Origin of the sequence: Putridiphycobacter roseus (assembly GCF_003234935.1) — a bacterium.
In the GTDB taxonomy this organism is placed as follows: Bacteria; Bacteroidota; Bacteroidia; order Flavobacteriales_D; family Crocinitomicaceae; genus Putridiphycobacter; species Putridiphycobacter roseus.
Window position 1 is genome coordinate 128978 of record NZ_QKSB01000002.1, and the last position, 23868, is coordinate 152845.

Annotated in this window: 19 protein-coding genes; 7 read left to right on the plus strand and 12 right to left on the minus strand. The window is 34.2% G+C overall.

All coding sequences use genetic code 11. The features are described 5' to 3' along the window. Nucleotides 1-18: 18 nt before the first annotated feature. From DNU06_RS04330 to DNU06_RS04345, 4 genes are read left to right on the plus strand one after another with little or no spacing between them, the layout of a single operon-like run. Nucleotides 19-1455: a DUF4153 domain-containing protein gene (locus DNU06_RS04330; RefSeq protein ID WP_111062003.1), complete on the plus strand. Its 1437-nt coding sequence runs from the start codon at nt 19-21 to the stop codon at nt 1453-1455. Nucleotides 1456-1466: 11 nt separating this feature from the next. Continuing rightward, nucleotides 1467-1916, plus strand: a complete 450-nt coding sequence (locus DNU06_RS04335; protein ID WP_158526811.1) for a hypothetical protein — start codon at nt 1467-1469, stop codon at nt 1914-1916. 2 nt (nt 1917-1918) lie between these two features. Beyond that, on the plus strand, nt 1919-2665 hold the full coding sequence (locus DNU06_RS04340; RefSeq protein ID WP_111062005.1) for a DUF4184 family protein: 747 nt from the start codon (nt 1919-1921) through the stop codon (nt 2663-2665). Then, on the plus strand, nt 2628-2975 hold the full coding sequence (locus DNU06_RS04345) for a diacylglycerol kinase family protein (RefSeq protein ID WP_111062006.1): 348 nt from the start codon (nt 2628-2630) through the stop codon (nt 2973-2975). Before DNU06_RS04340 ends, DNU06_RS04345 begins: the two co-directional genes overlap by 38 nt. Nucleotides 2976-3063: 88 nt before the next feature. On the opposite strand, the gene DNU06_RS04350 is transcribed toward DNU06_RS04345, so the two are convergent. Beyond that, nucleotides 3064-5253 (minus strand): glutamine synthetase III family protein, encoded by a 2190-nt coding sequence (locus DNU06_RS04350; RefSeq protein WP_111062007.1) that lies wholly within the window; start codon nt 5251-5253, stop codon nt 3064-3066. Nucleotides 5254-5952: 699 nt separating this feature from the next. Here DNU06_RS04350 and DNU06_RS04355 point away from each other — a divergent pair. The 3 genes from DNU06_RS04355 (at nt 5953) to DNU06_RS04365 (ending at nt 9146) form a co-directional block, all read left to right on the plus strand. Beyond that, nucleotides 5953-6597 (plus strand): hypothetical protein, encoded by a 645-nt coding sequence (locus tag DNU06_RS04355; protein WP_146239145.1) that lies wholly within the window; start codon nt 5953-5955, stop codon nt 6595-6597. Between the two features lie 192 nt (nt 6598-6789). Next, nucleotides 6790-8427: a SulP family inorganic anion transporter gene (locus tag DNU06_RS04360; protein ID WP_111062009.1), complete on the plus strand. Its 1638-nt coding sequence runs from the start codon at nt 6790-6792 to the stop codon at nt 8425-8427. Between the two features lie 2 nt (nt 8428-8429). After that, nucleotides 8430-9146 carry a tRNA1(Val) (adenine(37)-N6)-methyltransferase gene (locus DNU06_RS04365; protein WP_111062010.1) on the plus strand — a complete coding sequence of 239 codons (717 nt, stop codon included), beginning with the start codon at nt 8430-8432 and terminating at the stop codon, nt 9144-9146. Nucleotides 9147-9242: 96 nt separating this feature from the next. Here the strand turns inward: DNU06_RS04365 and DNU06_RS04370 are convergent, their stop codons facing one another. The 11 genes from DNU06_RS04370 to DNU06_RS04420 form a co-directional block, all read right to left on the minus strand. Further along, on the minus strand, nt 9243-12125 hold the full coding sequence (locus DNU06_RS04370) for a hypothetical protein (protein ID WP_111062011.1): 2883 nt from the start codon (nt 12123-12125) through the stop codon (nt 9243-9245). A 282-nt stretch (nt 12126-12407) separates the two neighbouring features. Beyond that, a complete protein-coding gene (locus tag DNU06_RS04375) occupies nt 12408-14921 on the minus strand; it encodes a cation-translocating P-type ATPase (RefSeq protein WP_111062012.1) in 2514 nt (837 codons plus the stop codon). A 258-nt stretch (nt 14922-15179) separates the two neighbouring features. Then, nucleotides 15180-15917 carry a glucose 1-dehydrogenase gene (locus tag DNU06_RS04380; RefSeq protein ID WP_111062013.1) on the minus strand — a complete coding sequence of 246 codons (738 nt, stop codon included), beginning with the start codon at nt 15915-15917 and terminating at the stop codon, nt 15180-15182. Next, complete coding sequence (locus DNU06_RS04385; protein ID WP_111062014.1) at nt 15898-16293, minus strand: DoxX family protein; 396 nt, start codon at nt 16291-16293, stop codon at nt 15898-15900. Before DNU06_RS04385 ends, DNU06_RS04380 begins: the two co-directional genes overlap by 20 nt. Then, a complete protein-coding gene (locus DNU06_RS04390) occupies nt 16290-17066 on the minus strand; it encodes a haloacid dehalogenase type II (RefSeq protein WP_233502949.1) in 777 nt (258 codons plus the stop codon). The genes DNU06_RS04385 and DNU06_RS04390 overlap by 4 nt, the downstream gene beginning before the upstream one ends. A 75-nt stretch (nt 17067-17141) precedes the next feature. Next, the gene (locus DNU06_RS04395; RefSeq protein WP_111062015.1) at nt 17142-17744 is read right to left on the minus strand and encodes a TetR/AcrR family transcriptional regulator; all 603 of its coding nucleotides are present in this window, start codon (nt 17742-17744) and stop codon (nt 17142-17144) included. A gap of 104 nt (nt 17745-17848) precedes the next feature. Next, nucleotides 17849-19270, minus strand: coding sequence for an agmatine deiminase family protein (locus DNU06_RS04400; RefSeq protein ID WP_111062016.1), 1422 nt, complete (start codon nt 19268-19270; stop codon nt 17849-17851). A gap of 12 nt (nt 19271-19282) precedes the next feature. After that, nucleotides 19283-20902, minus strand: coding sequence for a hypothetical protein (locus DNU06_RS04405; protein WP_146239146.1), 1620 nt, complete (start codon nt 20900-20902; stop codon nt 19283-19285). A gap of 723 nt (nt 20903-21625) precedes the next feature. Further along, nucleotides 21626-22177, minus strand: a complete 552-nt coding sequence (locus DNU06_RS04410) for a carboxymuconolactone decarboxylase family protein (protein ID WP_111062018.1) — start codon at nt 22175-22177, stop codon at nt 21626-21628. Nucleotides 22178-22241: 64 nt separating this feature from the next. Further along, nucleotides 22242-22769 carry a peroxiredoxin-like family protein gene (locus DNU06_RS04415; protein ID WP_111062019.1) on the minus strand — a complete coding sequence of 176 codons (528 nt, stop codon included), beginning with the start codon at nt 22767-22769 and terminating at the stop codon, nt 22242-22244. A 153-nt stretch (nt 22770-22922) separates the two neighbouring features. Beyond that, nucleotides 22923-23765, minus strand: coding sequence for a helix-turn-helix domain-containing protein (locus tag DNU06_RS04420; protein ID WP_111062388.1), 843 nt, complete (start codon nt 23763-23765; stop codon nt 22923-22925). Between the last annotated feature and the right edge of the window lie 103 nt (nt 23766-23868).

Here is a 23868-nt window from a genome sequence, read left to right on the forward strand (position 1 = left end):
TTAAATTAAATTTTTATTATGAAAAAGAAACAATATCTATTACTAGTCCTATTACTTAATTGTCTTTTGTATGATCAATTACTTGGCTTAAACCTCCTTCTTATCGCAATCTTTTGGGTGGGATTAAATTACTACAACTCCCCTACTCGTCATGATAAGTCATGGTATACAGCAGCCATTTTATGGATCATGGCGGGACTGGGACAAAGCCTATGGTACCTGGATGTAGGTTTACCTATTTATATAATAGCGGCACTTCACTATTTTGCCGTGTATTATCAGCCCAAAACTAGTTTCCCTATCTCCATTTTGCAAAGTTTTATTTCTTGGGCAAAAGGCTTGGTTAATTTCTTCCAGTTTAAAGTCGGCTATTTTAATAAATCTACTGACCAAACCAAAAAAATAATCCAGAAATTATTACTGATAATACTCCCTATTTTTATTTCGCTTTTATTTTTAAAAATATACCAATCGGCCAGTCCAAAATTTGCCGAATTGACTTCCTTTATTCATCTTGATTTTATACAATGGCCTTTTTTTATTTCCTATTTTCTTTTAACCATATGTTTCTATGGCTTTTATTATTTCAGACCAAGCAAAAAAATAGAATCCATTGATATAAATACCGCCTACCAGGTGCCTTATAAAGAATCATACCTAAGCGAAGAAGATAAAAAACCATTTGAATGGCAATTAGGAATCCTATTAGTTAGCATGCTCAGCTTGCTATTATTGGGATTTATAGTAGTTGACATCCAGACCATACTTACACCAACCGCAAGTGAATTATCCCATTCCCAAGTAGTACACCAAGGCATAAACATTCTTATCATCTCTATTATTTTAGTTATGCTAATCGTTGTGGGACTTTACCGAGGCAGCAATAATTTTCAAAAATCTAAAACTTTGCATTACCTCAGCTATGCATGGTTATTTTTAAATGCCATACTCATAGTGCTGATTGCTATTAAAAACTATAATTACATAGCAGACTGGGGCTTAACTCATAAAAGGATTGGTGTATTTATTTATTTAATCATGTGTTTAATCGGATTAGCCTTTACTGGGCGTAAAATTGCAAAACAAACCAGTTTCAGTCATTTACTATCTAAAACCGCCTATACTTTTTTGGGGCTACTTACATTTTATGGTCTATTCAATTGGAATGGCATAATTGCGAAATATAATTTAAACCCGCTTCATTTAGACGCAGCGCAGGTTGATTTTCCTTACCTCGCTTCATTGGGACCCGAAACATTACCATATATCAAAGCCTATATTGGAGAAAATAACAGCACACAATTGAGAGACGAAAATACTATACACCAAAGTGTATTTAGTTTATACCAGATTTACTCGCAAGGCTGGAAGTCTATTCCCTCTTATAGATTAGGGGGATACTTGGCATATAAAAAGCTAAATTTTGATAGACTTCCTTCCAAAAACGATAAATAAAAACAATGATTATGAGATGGAAAATTGTTGAATGGCTAACCATTCAAGCCACAAACCTGTCCGACTTTTTATTAAGAAACAGGTCGTGGAAGTACCAATATAGCGACTATGTTGACCTACCAAAAAACACCATAGGTTACCATTATTATGCTTATTTACGCAAGAATAAATTGACCTATAAACCCAACTTAATCAAGCATGACATTAAGCATATATTACTTGGGTATGGAATGAAAATGCCTGGAGAAATGGAAATCGTTGCCTTTTTAATTGGCAACAAAAGTTACAATAAAGTAGGTGTATTATATTTATTCACTTGCTTATTAATAGTGCCTGAATACCTTCCTCAATTAGTGCAACATTATAAACGTGGAAAAAACGCTACTTGCTTACGAGAAATTAATTTGGAAGACATTATTGATAAAGATTTAACCACAGTTCGAATAGCATTAAACATTTAAATATGCCCTTTACCTTCAGTCACCCTGCCATAATTTTACCTCTTTGCCATAAACGGTTTTCCAACTTGTCGTCTACAGGGATGATAATTGGGAGTATCACCCCAGACCTAGAATACTTTTTACGCATGAGAATGGAAAGGATACACGGCCATGAAGTAGGTGCCATTTTTTGGTATCAACTTCCCATTTGTTTTATATTTTCAGTAATCTTTCATGTGATTGTAAAAAAGCCATTGCTTTTACATTCTCCCACTTTTATTCAAAAAAGGCTAGGTTACTTGGCACATAAAAACTGGATAGATTATTTGAGTAAACACTGGACACAATTTATAGTTTCGGCCATCATTGGTATTTTATCTCACTTAATTTGGGACAGTTTCACCCACGCCCATGGTCTATTTGGTAAAAGTTCAGCGCTTCTTATGTTATCATTTGAATATACTTGGGGCAGGACCTATTTATTTGAATGGTTTCAATTATTGAGTTCCCTACTTGGTTTACTTGCTCTTTTCTTATTTATTTTCCGCAGGCAAACAAAACCATATTTGACCGCCAGTATACACCAAAAATGGAAGTATTGGTTTAGTACCTTGTTAATTATTGCCTTCATAGTTTACCTTCATCCGATACCGGATTTTGCGACATTTATTGCTACTTTTATTATGGCATCCATACTGGGTGTTTTGGGAAGTGCTATTTATCAAAAAATATATGAAAAAATTTATCTTAAAAGAACTAAAAAGTTTTAAATGTGCTTTCAATGGCATTTACTTGGCATTGACGGAAGCGCATATCATTATTCAAATAATGGCAACTGTTTTGGTTATTGCAACTGGTTATTATCAAAACATTAATAAAACGGAATGGTTAATTATTGCCATTTGTATCGCTATGGTAATCGGTGCCGAAATGATGAATACCGCAATAGAAAAAACAGTAGATTATATCAGCATGGAGCAACACCCCCAAGCCAAATCCATCAAAGACATTAGTGCAGGTGCAGTTTTAGTCATCAGTATTGTTGCCGCCATCATTGGAATAAACATTTTATTTTTATAAGCTAGGCGGACTTTTACAAAAACTAAAAGGGCAACAAAAAAGCCACTTCAATTACTTGAAGTGGCTTTTATTTATGTTTACCAATTTATTATTTTGCGAATAACATTTCTCTGAATTTAGGCAAAGGCCACATTTCGTCGTCAATAGTCATTTCTAATTTATCTGCGTGATATCTAATATCATCAAACATCTTTTTAATATTGTCGCAATAAGCATATGCCTTTTCACTGGCAGTAGTTAACTTATTCGCTTTTTTACGTTCTTCAATCATGGCGTCAACCGACTCGCTAATAATGGTGATGTGGTTAGACAATGCTTTAATGGTCTCAATTTGCGTCTTAGCCAAAGCTTTTCCTTCTTTTTCTCCCATTACATCCATTAAACCACTTACATTTTCTAGTAAGCTATTTTGGTAGGCAAGTGCAGCAGGAATGATATGATTTTTCGCCAAATCTCCCATTACTCTAGATTCAATTTGAATTTTTAGAATATAATTTTCTAATTCAATTTCATGTTTAGCTTCGATTTCAACAGGTGTTAAAATTCCTAATCCATCAAACAATTTAACCGTTTCTTTATCTTGCCAAATTTCTAAAGCTCTTGGGGTATCTTTAAAGTTAGACAAGCCTCTTTTTTCTGCTTCTTCTACCCAAGCCTGACCATAACCATTTCCTTCGAATCTAATTTTCTTAGAAGATTTGATTAAGCCTTGTAATTCTTTTAAGATAGCTTCGTCTTTTTTATCTCCGCCATTAATTCTCTTATCAACTGCTACTTTAAAATCAATTAATTGATTAGCTACAATGGTATTTAAAACCATCATAGAGTGTGCGCAGTTTGCAGTTGAACCTACCGCTCTGAATTCAAATTTATTTCCAGTAAAGGCAAAAGGAGAAGTTCTATTTCTATCTGTATTATCTAATAAAATTTCTGGAATTTTTCCAATATTCAATTTCAATTCTGTTTTCGCTTCTGGCGTCATTTTTCCAGCCATAATGCTTTTCTCTAAATCATCTAACATTTTAGTCAACTGAGAGCCAATAAATACAGAAACAATTGCTGGCGGTGCTTCATTAGCCCCTAACCTATGGTCATTACTTGCAGATGCGATAGACGCTCTTAACAAATCAGCATGGTCGTGTATGGCTTTAATGGTATTAATAAAGAAAGTCAAGAATTGAATGTTTGACTTTGGGTTTTTACCAGGTTGTAATAAGTTTACGCCAGTATTGGTACTTAAAGACCAGTTGTTATGTTTTCCAGAACCGTTTAAACCAGCAAATGGTTTTTCGTGTAACAGAATTCTAAAGTTATGTTTTCTTGCTACTTTTTCCATCACATCCATTAACAATTGGTTGTGGTCGTTTGCAATGTTTACGTCTTCGAACATTGGTGCGCACTCAAATTGATTTGGTGCCACTTCATTATGACGAGTTGTCACAGGTATTCCTAATAAATGAGACTCATATTCGAATTCTCTCATAAAAGCAGTTGCTCTTTCAGGAATAGAACCAAAATAATGGTCATCTAATTGTTGTCCTTTTGCAGGTGCGTGACCAAACAAAGCTCTACCTGTCATCATTAAATCAGGACGAGCGTTGAACAATGCAGAATCAATTAAAAAGTATTCTTGTTCCCACCCTAAAGTAGCGTTTACTTTATTAATGTTTTTATCAAAGTATTGACAAACGTCAATAGCAGCTTTTTCAATGGTATTTAAGGCACGCATTAAAGGCATTTTATAATCTAATGCTTCTCCTGTATACGCTAAAAATATGGTTGGAATACAAAGTGTTTTTCCAATTACAAATGCAGATGAACTTGGATCCCATGCAGTATACCCTCTAGCTTCAAAAGTATTTCTAATACCACCATTTGGAAAAGAAGAAGCATCCGGTTCTTGTTGTACTAATAAATCTCCTTCTAATCTCTCAATCGCTTCACCTGGTCCGATAGGTTTAAAAAAACCATCATGCTTTTCAGCAGTCGCTCCAGTTAATGGCTGAAACCAGTGTGTATAATGTGTTGCTCCTTTTGTAATGGCCCAATCTTTCATTGCCGAAGCAACTTGATCTGCAATTTCACGGGTTACTTTAGTCCCGTTTTCAATTGCTGACTTCACCATTTTATACGCTACTTCTGGTAAATACTCGCGCATTACCTTAATGTGGAACGTATTTTCTCCAAAATATTCAGATACCCTTCTTGGGTCTGGAGTACTATGATTCGGAGTTCTGTGCAATACATCTTCTAATGCATTAAATCTTTGAGAAGCCATAATTATAAATTATATGTTTGTACAAAAATAGTTTTATTCTATAAATCAATGCCCATTTTTTACTTTTTTTTATCAACACCCCCTATTTTTTACCACTAACATTCAATTAATATTACATTAACAGAAAAGCCCCCCCCTTTTTTTTAAGGCAAACCTTAATAAAAACAATGTTTTAAAGTGAAACAATCCCGTTTACCTCTTTTTTGATTCTAGGTTTATGGTACTTCCAAAGTTTTTTAATAAAAAATCCCCTTACTGTTCAGGAACAAAAGCATTTCATTAAAAAAGGCTTGTTTTAAATGAGAAATGGTTTTTTCGGCTATAAAAGTTACTTGAGAAAATTTAAATAATCATTTACCTAACTATAGCTTGTGTTTGCCTTACATATTACCGAGTTATACCATAAGGCCCTTATAATAATAGGTATAATTCCCAACGACTACCATGCTTAAAATATTTAAAACAGTAGCGTAAAGTAAAATTATGGTTGCCTAGTCTTTCCCTATTTTTTTAGCGATACCATGCCATATTAAGGAATATATGCTTTGACTTTCGATAATACTTATCCCCTTCATTTCAGACAAATCCCTCCCTTTAAAATACAAGATAAATAGCTACTCTTACCGCTTAGTCAATTTTTAAGTACAGAATAAAAAATAAACTGTAATAGGAAAAATATTTTTATTAAGTTTGTGTAGCATGAAAAACTGGAACCGCCTTTTATTCTTTATCCTTACTATAATGGCATTCACAGGTTGTAAGAAAGAGGCTATTTTGTATAAAATTGAAGGAAACGTCAGCGATCAGATATCCAATGGCCCCATTCCAAATTTAAATATACAGTTATTTCAACGTGTATACCAGTCGGGTGTTTTGAACAATAATTACACCTACTTAACGGAAGTTACTGCAGATGACAATGGTAATTATGCTTTTGAATTTGAAAGAACCCTCATTTATGATATAAAATTAGTAATAGAGGATACCAAGTATTACACAAAAGAAGTGATTATTGAACAACAAGACCTTTCTACAGAAGACGTTAACATGGTAAACTTAGGTGTAGAAGCTAAAGGGTGGTTAAAAATGATTCTGAACAACAACTATGTTTCTCCAGACGAGCAATTAAACATATTTAAAACCGGATTTAAAACCGATTGCGAAGCTTGTTGTACTATTGGTAATACTACCTTCTATGAAACGGGGGACACCAGTTTAACCTGTGCTGTAACGGGAGGAAGTACCGTGAAGATAGTTTATGGTGAAGCAACTGCAGGCAGTAGTTTTACAGAAGAAATAGAGTGTGTTCGGTTTGACACGACCTTTTTCACCATCAATTATTAAGTTTTTTTTAGACAACCAATCTTTTTCTTTTCAGAAATATATTCACTGATAATCTGTAAAATCAGCATAAATTTACAGTCCATATTTTGGGCAACAGAATCGTTTAAATTAATCCAACCTACAAATCACAGGGTTCAATTATTCGAAGGCTAATCTGAAAATACTATCTTTGCCCACTTATTTCTTAGAAACATGATTGAATTAGTGAAAAAGGGCACGAAAAATGCCAAAAACGAAATACTATCTGGATTAACCGTTGCCTTGGCATTAGTACCAGAAGCGGTAGCCTTTTCTTTTGTGGCTGGAATAGATCCTTTGATTGGTTTATACGGCGCATTTATGATGGGAATCATCACTTCTATTTTTGGTGGAAGACCAGGAATGATATCTGGGGCAACTGGGGCAATGGCCGTTGTAATGGTGGGTCTAATTAAAGCAGGAAATGAAATTGGCTTGCATTTAGAAGCGCCTGTTGCCAACCTTGGTATATCCTACCTATTTATAACTTTATTATTGGTAGGTATCCTACAAATTTTATTTGGAGTTTTTAAGCTAGGAAAATTTATACGTTTAATACCACACCCGGTGATGATGGGATTTGTAAATGGTTTGGCTATTGTCATTTTCTTGTCTCAATTAGGCATGTTTAAAGAAAAAATAATGAATACAGAAACGGGTAAAGCCGTGACACAATGGCTACCAGTACCTGAACTTTTAATTATGGGAGGCTTTGTTGCCTTAACCATGGCCATTATGTTTCTATTGCCAAAACTGACTAAAAAAGTACCCGCTGCATTAACTGCTATTATTATCGTTTCTGCCATTGTAATTATTGGTGGTATTGACACCAACACTGTAAAATCTTTTATTGTAGAAGGTAGTGGCAACCCGGCGGCTGGAATCAAAGGTGGTTTACCAAGCTTACAATTGGATTTGTTTACGCATATCCCAATCAATTTAGCTACTTTTAAATTGATACTACCATATGCTTTTATTTTAGCTGCAGTTGGCTTAATTGAATCTTTATTAACCTTAAATTTAATTGATGAATTAACCGAAACACGCGGTAATTCTAATAAAGAATGTATTGCGCAAGGAAGTGCCAATTTTGTGAATGGTATGTTTGGTGGCATGGGAGGATGTGCCATGATTGGTCAATCCATTATCAATGTGAATTCTGGTGGTAAAGGTCGACTATCAGGCATTGTTGCTGCGGTTGCTTTATTGTGTTTTATCTTATTTGCTGCCCCTCTTATTGAACAAGTACCTATTGCTGCTTTGGTTGGCGTAATGTTTATGGTAGTGATTGGTACCTTTGCTTGGTCGAGTTTTAGAATTATAACAAAAATACCAAGAGCAGATGCCTTTGTATTAATTTTAGTATCCTCCATGACAGTAGTATTCGATTTGGCCATAGCAGTTGTAGCAGGCGTGATTGTATCGGCCTTGGTATTTAGTTGGGAGAATGCAAAAAGAATTCGTGCCAGAAGAAGCTTTAAAGCAGATGGTACCAAGGTATATGAAATTTGGGGACCATTATTCTTTGGTTCCATTCAAGCCTTTACGGATAAATTTACCGTTAACGAAGACCCAGACAATATTGAAATTGATTTTATAGAATCCAAAGTATCTGACCACTCTGGCGTTGAAGCTATTTTCAATTTGGTGGAAAAGTACGAAAAGAAAGGAAAAAAAGTCACTTTAAAGCATTTAAGTCCCGACTGTGATGCTATGTTGATAAAGGCAAGTCCAAAATTTGCGGCTATTATTCAAACCGACATTGATGATCCGCGTTATTACGTGGTCACTAATCAAGTAGAACCGATTTAAAAATGGCTTTTCAGTTCAAGCAATTTAGTATAGAACAAAAGGTAAACGCCCATAAGGTTGGAACCGATTCAATGCTATTAGGTGCTTGGGTGAAGGGAAACTTTTCGAACATACTAGACATTGGTACGGGGACCGGTATATTGGCTTTAATGCAGGCACAAAAAAACCCACTGGCTAAAGTTATAGGGATTGAATCCAATGCCTTAAGTTGTGCTGAAGCAAAGGGTAACTTTGCTAACAGTCCCTTTGATAAACGCATGTCAGCAGTATGTACTAAGTTACAAGATTTTAATATTGCGCAACCATTTGATTTAATTATTGCCAATCCACCTTATTTTGTAGATGCTTATTTAGGAAAGGAAACAGCAAAGAACCAAGCCCGACACACCATTAACTTAAGCATTGAAGCGCTTTACAAACACGCGGAAAGATTATTGCACGCAACGGGGCAATTATCGGTTGTAATCCCCAGTTCGGTAAAAGAAATGCATTTTAAAGTCGCCGCGCAATATGGTTTATTTCCAGCAGATATTTTGGTCATCCTTAGTGAAGATAAAACAACCATTCGTCATTTAATCACATTTAATAGGGCAGCCAGTAAACCAATCGAAAATACCATGATTGCGAAGTATAACAATGGCATGTATTCAAAAGCTTATGTTACCTTAACTGTTGACTATCACGACAGGGAGTTGACTTGGTTTGAAGATAAAAAGTAAACCTACAGCAACTTTATATTCCAATCACTTTATGCTTTCTCTACATGAAAACCTTTTCCTGAAGGGTTTTGAATTAGCAATAAGCTTGTATATACACTACTCGACTAAACCACCACCACTATAGACCCGAACCTCTCTATCCTGGTCATCTATAAAGGTGTAGATAGGCTGTATAAAATTGTTGTTAACTCCTTTATACTTTTTATAAGCGGGAGGTACCACCTTATTTGGAAACACAGTAGAAACTACTCCTACTTTGCCTTCTTGCCAAATTAAAAAACCAGCATCCTTATTGTATGCAATAGAATCATACTGCATTTCACATATTTCACGCCCTAAATTCCATGCGCTTTGACTATTACCCTCACATGCAAAAACACCCCATGCTTTATCTTTCACTGCGACGTAGGTAATGGGGAGACCTCTTTTAGTATTACTCTTTAAATGTCTACGACCAATTTCGCTGTATTTAAAAGGAATCAATATTTCATTTTTAATATTTACACATCCCCAAAGTCCAGCCTTTTTAGCAAAAAACCAATTATAATGTGCTTTATCTATGTTAATAGCATCATAGATCAATGGAATGGTGTCATGACTGAATTTTTCTGTTGGATTGGAAGAATTGTTTCTTTGGATACTTACGACACCAGTCAAACCATTTTCTGTTACCGTATGAATTCCAACATTTTCTAATTTATTTTCTCTTTCTCTTGTCTCCCATTCTAATGCATCTCTGCCCATATCTACCACCTCTAATTCCTCTTCAGCTCCATTAAAAGTCTCTATAGTATTTACTTTTTCTCCATTTTGTAATAAGTAAATAATTTCCGTTCCTCTTACGCATTTAAAGTATTGTGGGTAATCGCCCGTAAGCGTTTCAATAACATCATATTCAACAGGTAAAACCTCTATACTCGTCCCATTCTTAATTTCTAAAATGCCAAATTTATCCTTATCTCGCACCACAATAAACTGTGAATTATTGGCGTAATTTTTAATTGCAGAAAAATTTAATTCCGTATATTTAGTAGGAATAATAGTCTTGAAGTTATTTAAAATTAAGCCATAGCCATCTTCGGTCTGCACCTTATAAGAATGTCCCATTTGTTGGATAGATAAATATTTTTCATTGGTCACTTTTTTTCCAGAAATATCCAAAACAGACCAATCATTACCATTTTGCACGATATAATAATTTGAAGGTAAATTTTGAATAAAATCATATTTTTCAGGAACAATTGCTTGTCCGGTTAAGGTCGACAATTGTAACTTTTCATCTTCTAATTGATTAATTTTGACCGTATTCTTAGTGTATATTTTTGCGTCATGTAAAACATCCGATAGTTCAGGACAGTCGTACTTTTTTGGAAATGTACTTAACTTCCAAATTGTTGTGCTTATTTGATCCCTTCTTTTGGCGTTATCGTAAATTCCTGGTTCAAAATTATTACATAAAAGCCTTAATGCGTCCGTTGCATAAGTTGGGAGGTTTAGCGATAAGGGAAGTTCCACATCTGCCAAACTAATATTACCATGGTCAGTAAAATTTTCATTTTGAAATTTATAAAGCGCTTGGGCTTTTTGTATTTCGCCATCTTTTGCTAAACTTTCAATAGTCTTAGTACAAATGGCGCTATACTTGCCTTTATAATAAGCTGTCATGGTATTTAGGTCAAATTCGAATTCATTTACAATTTTATCGTAGGATTTAATCCCACTAATACTCGGCACATATTCACTACTAGATTGCGTAGGAATTAAGCGAAGTAAAAACCCATCCATTACCAAATTATTATTTACTCCTGTTTCATAATAAGTCGACCAATAAACAGGTACATCTTTGCAATTTTCAATGATAAAATATTGCAATAAATCGGTTGGGTAAATACGATACCTTTTGCCGATTGGTATTTTGGTATTTTTATAATTAAAATAGTAACCAGACTTGGATTCTTTTTCTTCTTCTGCCTGACTTAATTCCAAAGCTTCTGAAAGATTTAAGTCATGGGTAGCATTTGAAGGAATAGGTTTTAATTTATCAAATTGGGACAACCAATCGGGCTGTTTTTTTACGCCAATTTTAGATAAAACATAGGAAAAATAATACTTAGACCTCAGTAAATGAATCGGAACAATAAGCGCTCCTTTTGCAATATGATAATGATGTTGCACATACAGCAATTCTCCATAAGATTGGTCACAAAAAATAACATCTCCTGGGCCAACACCGATTAACTTGTTTTTTGCAAGGTCTACCGCTTCCAATCCATACATACCTTCCGTAAACCACTCCTTTGCATTTACTTTCTTCGCATGCACTTCAAACATGGAGAACATTACCGTATTAAAATGTGCTAAAAATCGCTTTACTTGTTCTTTTTCAGCATCTGAATTTGCAAATTCCATTGCGACATTCGTATGGTATTTTACCTTTTCCAATAATGAACGCACCAAAGTTTCTTGCTTTTTATTCATTTTAGAATTTTTCTCAAAATCGAACTGTTCTGATTTCAAGCCTTTATAAATTGGCTTAAATTTATTTAAAGCTTTTTGCATATAACAATACCCCAAAGCAAATGCAGACTGGAAGTCCTTTGCTTTTTGTTTTTCAATTTCATCATTATAATAACCTTCGTAACCAAAATTTTCCAGTAAATCGAAAAAATAATATTGACCATACCATTGTTTTTTTGCCGCTGCGACTTTATTTTTTGGTGTATCTCTATAATAATTAGGTCTTATTTCCAGCTTTGAAAAGGTATTGGTTTGGTTGTCCCAAAATTTAACTTCCGAAGAACTGGCGCTTAAACGAATATAGAAGTCGCCATTTTTCTTAGAAAAACCAGTCAATTGATTCCCCACATTATAATCTGTATATAACTTTCCAATCACACTATCCAAAGACATTTGGCTCTGTGCCTTCAAGGGAAACAAGAACAACCAAAACAATACTACAACAAAGATTTTTTTTACCATGTTAACCATTTAAGTATTCAAAGCTAACCTTTTATTATTTTACTTCTACCTTAGGTATTGAATTCTTATGTGCGTGGTAAAAATAAGATCTCTATTCTAACGAAAATTTTAACGGACAAAAATGACTTTAGATTATTAATTATAACCAGCTGAAAATTTACGGAAGAAACGGATAACAAGTATCACTGTCATTTAAATGAACGGCTAATCATTGAGGAACAACAAACAGCTTACAGTCATAAAAATGGACAAAACACACTTCTTATCATTGAAAACCTAGGTTTATACCTTATTCTTTATCACTTTAGAGTTGCGCCTGGTTTTTATTTTTACCAGTTCATACCAAATTACTGATATAAAACCAATTCCAACACTGATTGAAAATTGTTGAAAATTAAGGGTTTCAAATTTAAAGAACTGGGTTAAAGGGGGAACAAAAAGCAGTAATCCGGTGATGGAAACAGTAATAGAAATGATAAGTAAAACCAACTTATTTTTATATTGTAAGGTAGTCAAAATTGAATAATAAAAAGAACGATTTACAAGTGTTAAAAAGATATTAGCAGTAATTAACACCGTAAACACCATGGTTCTTGTTAAATCTTCGCCATAAGTCATGTACACTGCATATTGATAAGTCACTAAAGTACCTAAGGTAATTACCAACCCTTGCACAATACTTGTGTTCAACTCTTTCCACTTAAAAAAAGTAGTGGTAAAAGGTCTAGGCTTTTGAGACATGGTATTTTTTTCTAGCGGTTCATTTTCAAATATAATCGAACAAGTTGGTCCCATAATTAACTCCAGGAATATAATGTGAGCGGGTGAAAGGATATTGGGATAAATCCAACCTAAAGCCAATGGCATAAAAACAGTAAGAATAATTGGAATATGAATAGAAATAATATACTGAATGGCTTTTTTTAAGTTAGCATATATTTTTCTCCCCATGGCAATGGCATCTACCATTCTAGACAGGTCGTCATCCATCAAAATCAGCGAAGCGGCTTGTTTGGCTATTTCCGTTCCTTTATTCCCCATGGCAATTCCTATGTGCGCAGCCTTTAAAGCAGGACCATCATTCACCCCATCACCAGTCATGGCAACAATTTGCTTATTCGATTTTAGGGCTTTGATAATTTTAAGTTTTGCCTCCGGAAACATTCTTGTAAAAATGTTGGTATCCATCACACAAGCCTTTAATTCTTTTTCTGTCAACTGCATCAAAGCATCACCTGAAATACTATTTAAACCTTTAAATCCTACTTGTTTTGCAATGGCGGTGGTAGTTGCCGCGTTATCGCCAGTAATTATTTTCACCGCAATGCCCGCCTTGTAAAAGTCTTCAAAAACTTTTTGAATATTCTTTTTCGGTGGGTCATAAAAGGCAATTATTCCTTTAAAGTTAAACTTAAACTCTTGTTGTGTTTTAGGAAAATCATTCCCTTCAAACACCCCTTCTCCAACCCCTAAAACACGATATCCCTGACTGGTAATGGTCTCAATTGCTTTTTGAACTTCCGCTTTTTCTGCTGCCGTCAAATTTGAAGTCGCCATTAAAGCTTCTGGTGCACCTTTGGCTGCAATAATTCTTTTCCCTGCTTTATTTTCAAAAATATGGGTCATCATGGGTGGTTTTCCACCAAGAGGGTATTCATGAATGAGTTGAAAATCTGGTCTTTCATCCACCTTTTCCATATCTCCATAAGACTCATGCAAAGACACTTCCATGGCATCAAAAGGAATTGGTTCACTGGCCCACATGGCTATTTCCACCAATTCTTTTTCCACACCTTCGGCTTCATTTGGTGCAACAATTCTATGTCGATCCAAGGTAAATAATTTAGCCAAACTCATTTTATTTTCTGTGATGGTCCCTGTTTTATCGGTACAAATTACAGTAGCACTTCCAAGTGTTTCCACCGTTTTCATTTGCTTCACTACAACGCCCAATTTCATCAATCGCCAAGCACCAATAGCCATAAAAGAAGTAAATGCCATTGGAATCTCCTCTGGTAAGATACTCATGGCCAAGGTAAGGGCTTTAAGCAAACTATCTAACAAGTCTTTTGAAAGAAAATAATTGATCCCCCAAACAATAATAAAAACAATAGCACCAGCAATAACCATTGCTTTTACAAAACTATTTATTTGTAATTCTAAAGGTGTTTTTTCCTCTTGGATACTTTCTAAACTCTTACCTATTTCACCTAATTTAGTTGTGTTACCAATATGTGTAATTCGAGCAATTGCCAACCCACTAGCTACTGTAGTTCCTTTAAAAATATTATGGTCTGCCTTATCTTTATCTTTAAAAATAACTTGAGATTCGCCGGTAAGCACAGATTCATTAACTGAAAAGTCATTGGAATGAATAATAATACCATCTGCCGTAATGGAAGTACCTTCTTCTACCATTAAGCAATCACCAACTACCAAATCTTCACTTTTAATCTCTACCTCTGTCCCATTTCTTATTACTTTACAATGTGGTTGTGATAATTTTTTTAGGTTTTGCAAGGCATTTCTACTTCTATTATCTTGGTATAAAGTAATAAGAGATACCAAAATAATAGCAGAAGCTAAAAAGATGGCGTCCCCTGTCTTCCCACTCATTAAATAAATAAGAGATGCCGCAAATAAAAGAATAACCATTGGCTCTTTTGCCAAGCTTTTAATGGCATCTAAAAAATTATTTTCTTGTTTGTAATCTAGTGTGTTTTTGCCGAATTTCTCTCTAGACTCAATTACTTCGGCATTTGTCAATCCTTTTATATTGAAATTATTTGTTGGCATGGTTCAGGCTTGTTTTAGTGCTATACAATGGACTTTAGGATTGAACCTATGGCGCATTTCGATTGTAAATTTAGGATAAAATAGTAATTATTTAGGTTACAGCAACCAGTTTTTAGGTTACTACAAAAAACAAGCTTATAATTACCGCCACTTTATTTAGGCCAAGACCGTCCAAAAAAAAGTCCATAAGAAAAATTCAAATGGACTTTTTAAGTATTCAAAACTTATTGAGGGGAGAGGCAATATTTTTTTATGCGATTAAACCAAAGCGCCATTTGCCCCAATGACTTGTCCGGATATCCATTTAGAATCATCACTAGCTAGAAATAAGACTACTTTTGCAATATCAATAGGTTCTGCCAAACGATTAAATGCATTCATAGCGCTTAATTTATCAATGGTTTCTTGGGATTTTCCGTTTAAAAATAATTCCGTTGCGGTAGCACCTGGCGCAATTGCATTTACGGATATGCCCCTTCCAATTTCTTTAGAAAAAACCTTTGTGATTTGTTCAACTGCTGCTTTTGAAGCTGAATATAAAGAATAAGTAGGAAACATCAATTTTGCAGTACTGGAAGAAAAGTTGATGATATTTCCATTATCTGCAAGCTTAAGATTTGCCTCTTGAAGGGTATTGAAAATACCCCTCACGTTTACATCAAACAATCTAGTAAATTCATCTTGTGTATTATCTTTTAGCATCTTAGAAAACATTATCCCCGCATTGTTTACTAGAACATCTACCTTACCAAATGCTTTAATTGCTTGGTCGAATAAAGTGGTTACTTCCTCTCTTTTACTTACATCCGCTTTTATTACAATCGCATCTCCCCCATTTTGTACAATTTTATTTACTGTGTCCTGTGCTTCTTCGGCACTATTAGAATGATTGACAATAATTTTTGCGCCATTTTCTGCTAATAAAACAGCAACTTCCTGTCCTATCCCTCTGGAAGAACCAGTTACTATTACTACTTTACCTTTTAAGTTTTTCATGGTGTTGAATATTTAATAATTTATAAATTGATGTGATGGATAATATAATGGCAATGCCTACCAAGAGACCTACTGGACTTGGTCGCACTAAGAATTCAATTACTAGAGCCGAAACCATGGTTGCCAATAAAAAAACAAAAGCCACTATACCCAACTTGTTGTTTTTTGTGAACATATAAACCAAAATTAAGATGGCAATTAGTAATTCTGCTCCCCCTGTGAATAATCTAAAAAAATCGGCATTTATACCTAGTACACTTTCAAATTGTGTAAAACCAGCCACACTTTTAGGCATCCCCATTATTTTTGGGACTGCAAAAAACACGAGGACAATTATGGAAAAAACGTTAATAATCTGATCTAATATTTGTCTCATTTTATAGCAATTAATTTATCCGCAATTAGGTTTAAATCCGACTCATTTATTTCAGGATTTGGCGCAAGTGGATAAAGTTGAGCACCTGGTCGACTTACAAAAGCACCTCTCCAACCAGCCCAAATTCCACCAGCAATATCCCAACCATGTGCTGCAATTAACATACACTCTTCGGGCGCGACACCCATTTTACGGGCAGCCCATTTATAGGCATCTGTATGGGGTTTAAATTTTCCCATGTCTTCTATGCTTAATCGTTCTTCAAAATAAGCCGTTAATCCAGCATTTTTAAATTGTGTTTCAACACCAATATTGGAAGAGTTCGTGAAGGACACCAATTTATACCCAGCAGCTTTTAAACGACTCAAAGCAGCTTTTACTTCTTGATGTGCGGGTAAAGAACGTATGGGAGTCAATACTGCTTCTCTTGCTTCAGTTTCTGTTAATGAAATACCGTGATTGGCTGCCACCATTTGTAAAGCTGCTGAACCAATTATTCCAAAATCATTGTATTGTCCACCTACTGTGGTAACCAAAGAATACTGTAACATGGTGGTAAACCATAATGGTAATAAATCCTTTCGGCCTCCTAAAGCATTACCAACACTTTCTTTCATGGCGGTCAAATCCAATAAAGTTTCGTTGACATCAAAAAATAAGACTTTTGGTCTAGTTTCTATTGCTTCAACGATTTTCTCTTCACTTTGACTTGCGGTAAATCCAAATTGTGGGGTAGCCGCAATCCCCATTCCTAATATTGCTGTTTTTTTCATAAATTCTCTTCTATTATTTATCATTGTAGATATTATTTTAAAACATACCAAGCAGTATGTTTTAGGTTAAAAAAATTAAGCTTTTAGTTGTTTTAAGTAAATGGAAAGTCCAGATAAGAAGGTTTGTAGTACCGCATCATTGTCGTATAATTTTCGAATGCCTCGAATTCCCTCAAAGGCACTAATTAAGTGAATGGCAACCGCATCACTTGGTATTTCTTGCTTTATCGATTTTTCCTTTATCCCTCTTTCAATAAGAGCAACTAAAGTCTTTTTCCATAAATCTATGATGTTTTTTAAAGCTTTTTGATAGGCGCCTTCGTGATCCCCCAATTCATTGATTAAATTATTCATGGGACAGCCATGTTTTTTTTCATAAACCGAAAACCCATTCAGTCTGGTTATAAATACATTTTCGAGGATATCCACCGCATTACCTGGCTCGTTTAAAGGTAAAATCATACCTTCTACCACCCTTTTTTGCACTTTAAGGCTAATCACTTCTAGTCCTATTTCTTTTTTGCTTTTGTAATGGTGATAAAATGCGCCCTTGCTCAAATTAGTCTCCTTCATTATTTTATCAATGCTCGTGGTTTTAAAACCATTCGTATAAAACAATTTAAAAGCTTCATCTATAATAAGCTGTTTGGTCAGGTCAGACTTTAAATTTTGTTGCATGAAACAAAGCTAAAATAAAAAATACTAGTTAGAATGTTTTAAGACTTAAATATTGTTAACCGTTTGCGAATAGGCCAGAATTTTTAGTCCAAAAAAGTGGTTTTTTATTCTACGGTAAAGGAATAAAAATGATTTGGGGCAACTATTGGCTTATGTAGTATTTTACCATTATTACTTTCAATTTCAATAAAATAGTGAATAGTATTCAATTTCTCAACAGGAGGTATTATGGTTACAAAGGTATCCTTACTAAGCAGGGTCATTGGAATAGATTGAAATGTATTATCTTGCTTCAACTTCCAATGTAAATTAGCTTTTAAAACGCCATCTGATGATTTTGCAATTAAATGTATAGGATAACCATTCCCATTATTTTCTATCGTTCCTTTGTACCATTTATGTTTCGCATAAATTGGATGATTAGCATAAATTTCTTTAGTCAAACAATGTATAGCTCCAGAATATTGCGCATATTTTCGACAATTTACACCAACTATTTCATATCCTGGCATAGCTTTCTTATAGGTGTTAAACGCTAAGGAATCATAAGGTTGTATGTTATACTGTGGGATTAGTACTGTTTTATTTAGGATAAATGAATTAGCATAAGTTGCTTTTGACGTCTGCAAAGCACTTTTACTTTTTACATCATATGTTGTTGGTGCGTTTTGTATGGATATGTATTTTAATTCTCTTCCGTAAACAGATTTTAAATGTTGGGCTATAGAAATTAAAGCTTGATCAATATAGTACTGATGGTCAAAATATTTATCTATTGCTATATCATAATTGTTATTTGGAATATAGGAGACAATCGCTGTTTCTTCGTCTATTAACTTAAAAAAATAATCCATGTGAACAAAAGGTACACGCACATTTAATGTTTGGTTAATTCCAAAGTTTTTATAAAAAAAATCATATTTAACCTTTAAACTAGTTGGTAGTTTTTCAGAAATATCCGTTGCAGCAATATTAAAAGTACCATGTCCATCTGTCAAAAAATTTCCGCCATCTGTATAATAATCATTTTTATTATCTCGGGGCTTTATGATAGCACTTACAAAATTTAGGTGACTTGCAAAAAATAATCCGGTGTAGTCATTATTAAAATTATAAACCGTAGCATCACCTATATCATTGCTAAAAACAAAGTTTAAGCCATGATCTCGCACCCAAGGAAAGGCACTTAAAACGGTATCTATGGGAATGATATGAATATATGGACTGCTAATACCATTGCTTTTAAAAATGGAATCGAGGTTGACGGGTTTACTATAATAATAATTATCTAGCGGATTTAGAATATAAAAATTCACCTTTTCGTGAATACAAGCTAATGCTGTTTTTATATATGGGTCAAGCGTTTCGTTGGTGACATTTACTCCCTCCTTAAATTCGCGAAACTCCATGACAACACTACTTATCTCTTCCCATTCAGCAGGATGTCTTGGATTTAAAACTTGACCATAACTATATTGAAAAGAAAAAAAAACAAGTAATAATAAGATACTACTTTTAAAGTTCATGTTGAATTTTTTTTAATCACAAGCAACATTTACTTTACAGGTACTCCATTTTTTTTTATTTTTCAAAGTGGTAATACTAATTTCGTAAATACCTTGCACTCCAAAGTCATATACAATGGTTTTACCAGTAAATTCCATATCCATATTTTGCTTTACATCCCGTATTGTCCAATTGTATTCTATTTTATCCTTCTTAGCTTCACTTTCTGTAAGTGGTGCCGTTAATTGGTATTTTCCATTCGAGACCTGAACAGATTGCTCGTTTTTAACATTTAAAATTCTAGTATTCAAATTAGCGGTAGGTACCACCTTGTTATTTAATAATGAATCCGTTTGTATTGGCTTTGGTAAAGATTTCACATCTTCAAAAGCTCCATTTCTATCCCCCACTCGGTTCCTATCTCCAACCCGTTTTCTGTCACCCACTCGCTTTCTATCTCCCACTCGTTTTCTGTCTCCAACTCGCTTCCTATCTCCCACTCGTTTTCTATCACCAACTCGCTTCCTATCTCCCACTCGTTTTCTATCTCCCACTCGTTTTCTATCTCCCACTCGTTTTCTATCTCCAACTCGTTTTCTGTCTCCAACCCGTTTTCTATCTCCAACTCGCTTTCTATCACCAACTCGCTTCCTATCTCCCACTCGTTTTCTATCTCCCACTCGTTTTCTATCTCCAACTCGCTTTCTGTCACCCACTCGCTTTCTGTCACCCACTCGGTTTCTGTCATTTTCATGAACACCCTCATTAACAATCTTGTTATTTGTTTGTCTTAAAAGTGTTTCATCCATCCTGACGAATAAAATACTTGTTGATTTAGTAGATTCCCTCTCATGGTTTTTACTTTCGAAGGGTAAATTCAACTCTTTTTCACGTTTAGTTGGCAATGCATAGGTCAGGCCAATATTGAAGTTAAAATGAGAAATACCAACAGTCTGGTCGGTCATACCTACATCAAAAATCGCAAGCATTGGACTGAAAGTTTCCCCTTCCGTTTCTGAAGAAAATGCACCTTCTAACTGTCGCGTTTCATAATCTACCTTAACGGAGGAATATACATATTGAGAAGTAAAAAAGGCTTTAAATATCCCATTAAAATCATAACCTATTTTAATACCTGAGGTGACCCCAAAACCAATTCTACTTTCCGTTCCATCCATATTAAATAAATCTGCTTTATCTGGAAAAATTGTTGTTTTAATCTCATCATTGGCCACTGGATTTTTAACCATTGAGACACCTGGTTTGGCATAAACATCTAGGTAAATTTTTTTTAAGTCAAACCGGTAAACTGGTCCGGCACCTATCGTAAAATTTGACCAGGGACCAGTTACGTTGGAAACAATTATAAAAGGAGTTTGAGGATTTGCATTCATTGCTCGGGAATAATCATACGGATTTTGAAAATTGTTATTTTGTATATTCGCGTCCATTCCAATTCCAAATTTTGACCTGAAAAAGTAATCTACAGCAATTCCAATATCATATCCTCCATTAGAAAAATCACCATAATCACTTAATCCTTTACTAAAACCAGCATAAGGCGAAAACTCAAATTGAGTTTGTCCAAAATTGACATTGCAAACTAACATGGTTAAACTTAACAAAACAACAACAACTCCTTTATTCTTCATTTTAATTCCATTTTTTAATTAAGCCTTGTACAGACAGGTATCAGTCAATCATAAATCTCTAAATACGATTCAAAGCAATTTCACAAACCATATATAAAACAGAACTTTTTACACAGTACTAGTTTATAAATCATTACAGTAGGTAAATATACATTATTTTTTTTAAAAGAAATACTGACATTACAATTAGTCAAATTCGGAGAAGTAAAAGTTATATGGGAAATGCATTTAAATAAGCTGTTTCGGCTTTTCCCTTCCCTACAGCAGCAATTACTTCACGCCAAGTTAAAGGAGGGATTTTTGTGGCCGTCATAAAATATACCAAACGGACCAATGCGTGTTTCGAGATGCTTTACGTTTTAGAAAAGAGTTAAGCTAATCATGGATTTTTTTTCTTCCAATAACTTGTTTGGCTATACCATAATCCTGCACAATCCACAACAAATAATCGCAATCGATTAACACTCCTTTGTTTTGGAAATATCACGAATGAAATTCATTTGAATTTGAAATAGATAAAACAATAAGTAAGTACACTTACCTTGCTATTTATTTGACTGTTCGTCATGCTTTAGATGCTTTTAGCACAATTGATTACACTTTTTCTTGTTTTTTTTGAATTTACACCACCGATCTATGAGGTTAACCCATTAAGACCTTGACAAAAAAAAACGAGATAGTACCATGGTACTACCTCGTTTTACACTTAAAAAAGGTACTTATTTATTTGCGCCAAGCAAACTTTTGGAATGGTTCGTCAACAGCTGTGTTTGCAGCATGGTTAGTATAATTACTCATAATTTTCTGAGCATATCCAATTAAAATCTCTAAGTAATGTCTGGTACTGTAGCCAGCATTAAAAAACGCTTGCATACTTTCATCTGAAATTACACCTCTATCTTTTACAATTAATAAAGTCATGTCTTTTAAAGCTTGTAATTTTGCCGTTGGCATTGCAGTATTGTTGCGCAAAGCTTCGGTTAATGCTTCATCTACCTTCATTGAATGTGCAATTGCTGTATGTGCGGGCACGCAATAATGGCAATCGTTTTCTACATTAATGGTTTGCCAAACGACAGTAACTTCTTCTGCATCAAAATCAGTTTTATCTTTAAATATTGCGCCTATCGATTTGTATGCCTCTACCAAAGCTGGTGATTCTGCCATTACTCCCATTAGGTTGGGTAATCTTCCAAATCCTTTTACAGATTCTTCAAGCATTTGTTTTGACGCTTCTGGTGCTGATTCTATGGTGTGTATTTTAAATGTTGTCATGTTTGTATTTTTTTTTAATTAAGTAATCTATTTTGTCCAGTAAGTTAGTTGCAGCTGCAATGATTTAGTAATTCAATAATTCTGAAACGGGAATGTGATCTCCAAAATCTTTTCCGTAATGTGCTTTAATAATTTTTTGATTTTCATCAATCAAGAAATCTGCAGGAATAATGGGTTTATCTTTCATTGATTTTAAATTGAAAAACCCACTCGTCATTGCTTTAAAAACATTGACCGGATTGATCATTGTTTTTATCATGCCACCATAAGATGTGGTGATGCCGTATTGTTTATATATTTTAAATGAAGGATCAGCAATAATTGGAAAATGAGGATTTTGTTTTCCTGCGTATTTATTTATTTCTTCTGCTGTGGATGCAAAAAGTGCAATCACTTTTATTCCTTTTTTTGCTAGGGCTTCATGACCTTTAATTAATTCTTGAACCGCCATATTACAAAATGGACAGGTGGCTACTCTAAAAAAGGTAAGCAATACCTTTTGTCCATCATAGTCATTTAAGTCTATTTTTCGACCGTGTATATCTTTTCCTATAAATTGAATGGCTTTATCATTTGTTGCTAATTGCTTCATAAATTATGCTTTTGTATTGTTTACAGTGCAAATTTATGCTTGATTGATTCAAACAAAAAGGAGATAAAGTTCAGGATTGAGGATAATTAATTCAAATGCGTGTTTTGAATCAAAATTATGGTAATTGACGCTCCTTAAAATGAAAAGCATGGACTATTTACTGTGTTGCGCGCGAAACTCTGTTGGCGTTTTTCCTGTATTCTTTTTAAATATTCTGGTAAAGTATTGCGGGTCGTTATACCCCGTTTCAAATGCAATTTCACTAATAGTCATTTCGGCATTTCGCAATAGGTTTTCTGCCTTTTTTAACCTTTTATTGGTGATGTACTTAATTGGCGTGGTCTCAAATTCCTTTTTAAATGCACGCATAAAACTAGATAAACTCATTTGACACAATAGTGCCAACTCTTCCATTCCAAGGTTAGAATAAGTATGTAAGGCAATGATATCTTTAAAATCGGTAAGTCTGGATGTGTATAGATTCTTTATCAGCTCTAAAACAGATTCAATGTTTTTAGACTGAATGAGGAGCAGTACCAATTCCTTAATTTTCAACTCCAATAAATCATCATTAACTAAGCTAGGGTTTTCAAAATAAAAATCCAGTGATTCAATAAATTTAGAGATCATTTTGGAGTCTACTATCTTTTTTGATTGGGTGTTTAGCGCATCTTCAATAATGGTATTGGGTAATTCATTTTCATAAATCTGTTTGAGAATATCGGGATATAAATGAATGGCAATAACTTCCACCTCATCTTCATTTCTTTCGTTTAAAAATTCAATAAAATAAGCGTCACATTGAAATAAAATAGCCTCTTTAGATTCGATCTTTACTTTTTCTTGAGAAGAATGAAAAGTGGCATCCGCATTTTTGATGTACATAAAACAACCTTGATTTTGAAATATTCTTTCATGTGTCAAAGGTGGCTTTACAATAGCTCTTTCAATTAAAATTTCATTTTTGTAGGTAAAAGCGTGTGTTTTTGTAATCATTTTTGTCATTTGAGTTTGCCGCTGTATAAATCACAAAGGCTTAAACTGTTTTGCAACGTGTGTTTGCTTAGGCTTGTATAATGTACAAATTTAAGCAAAACCA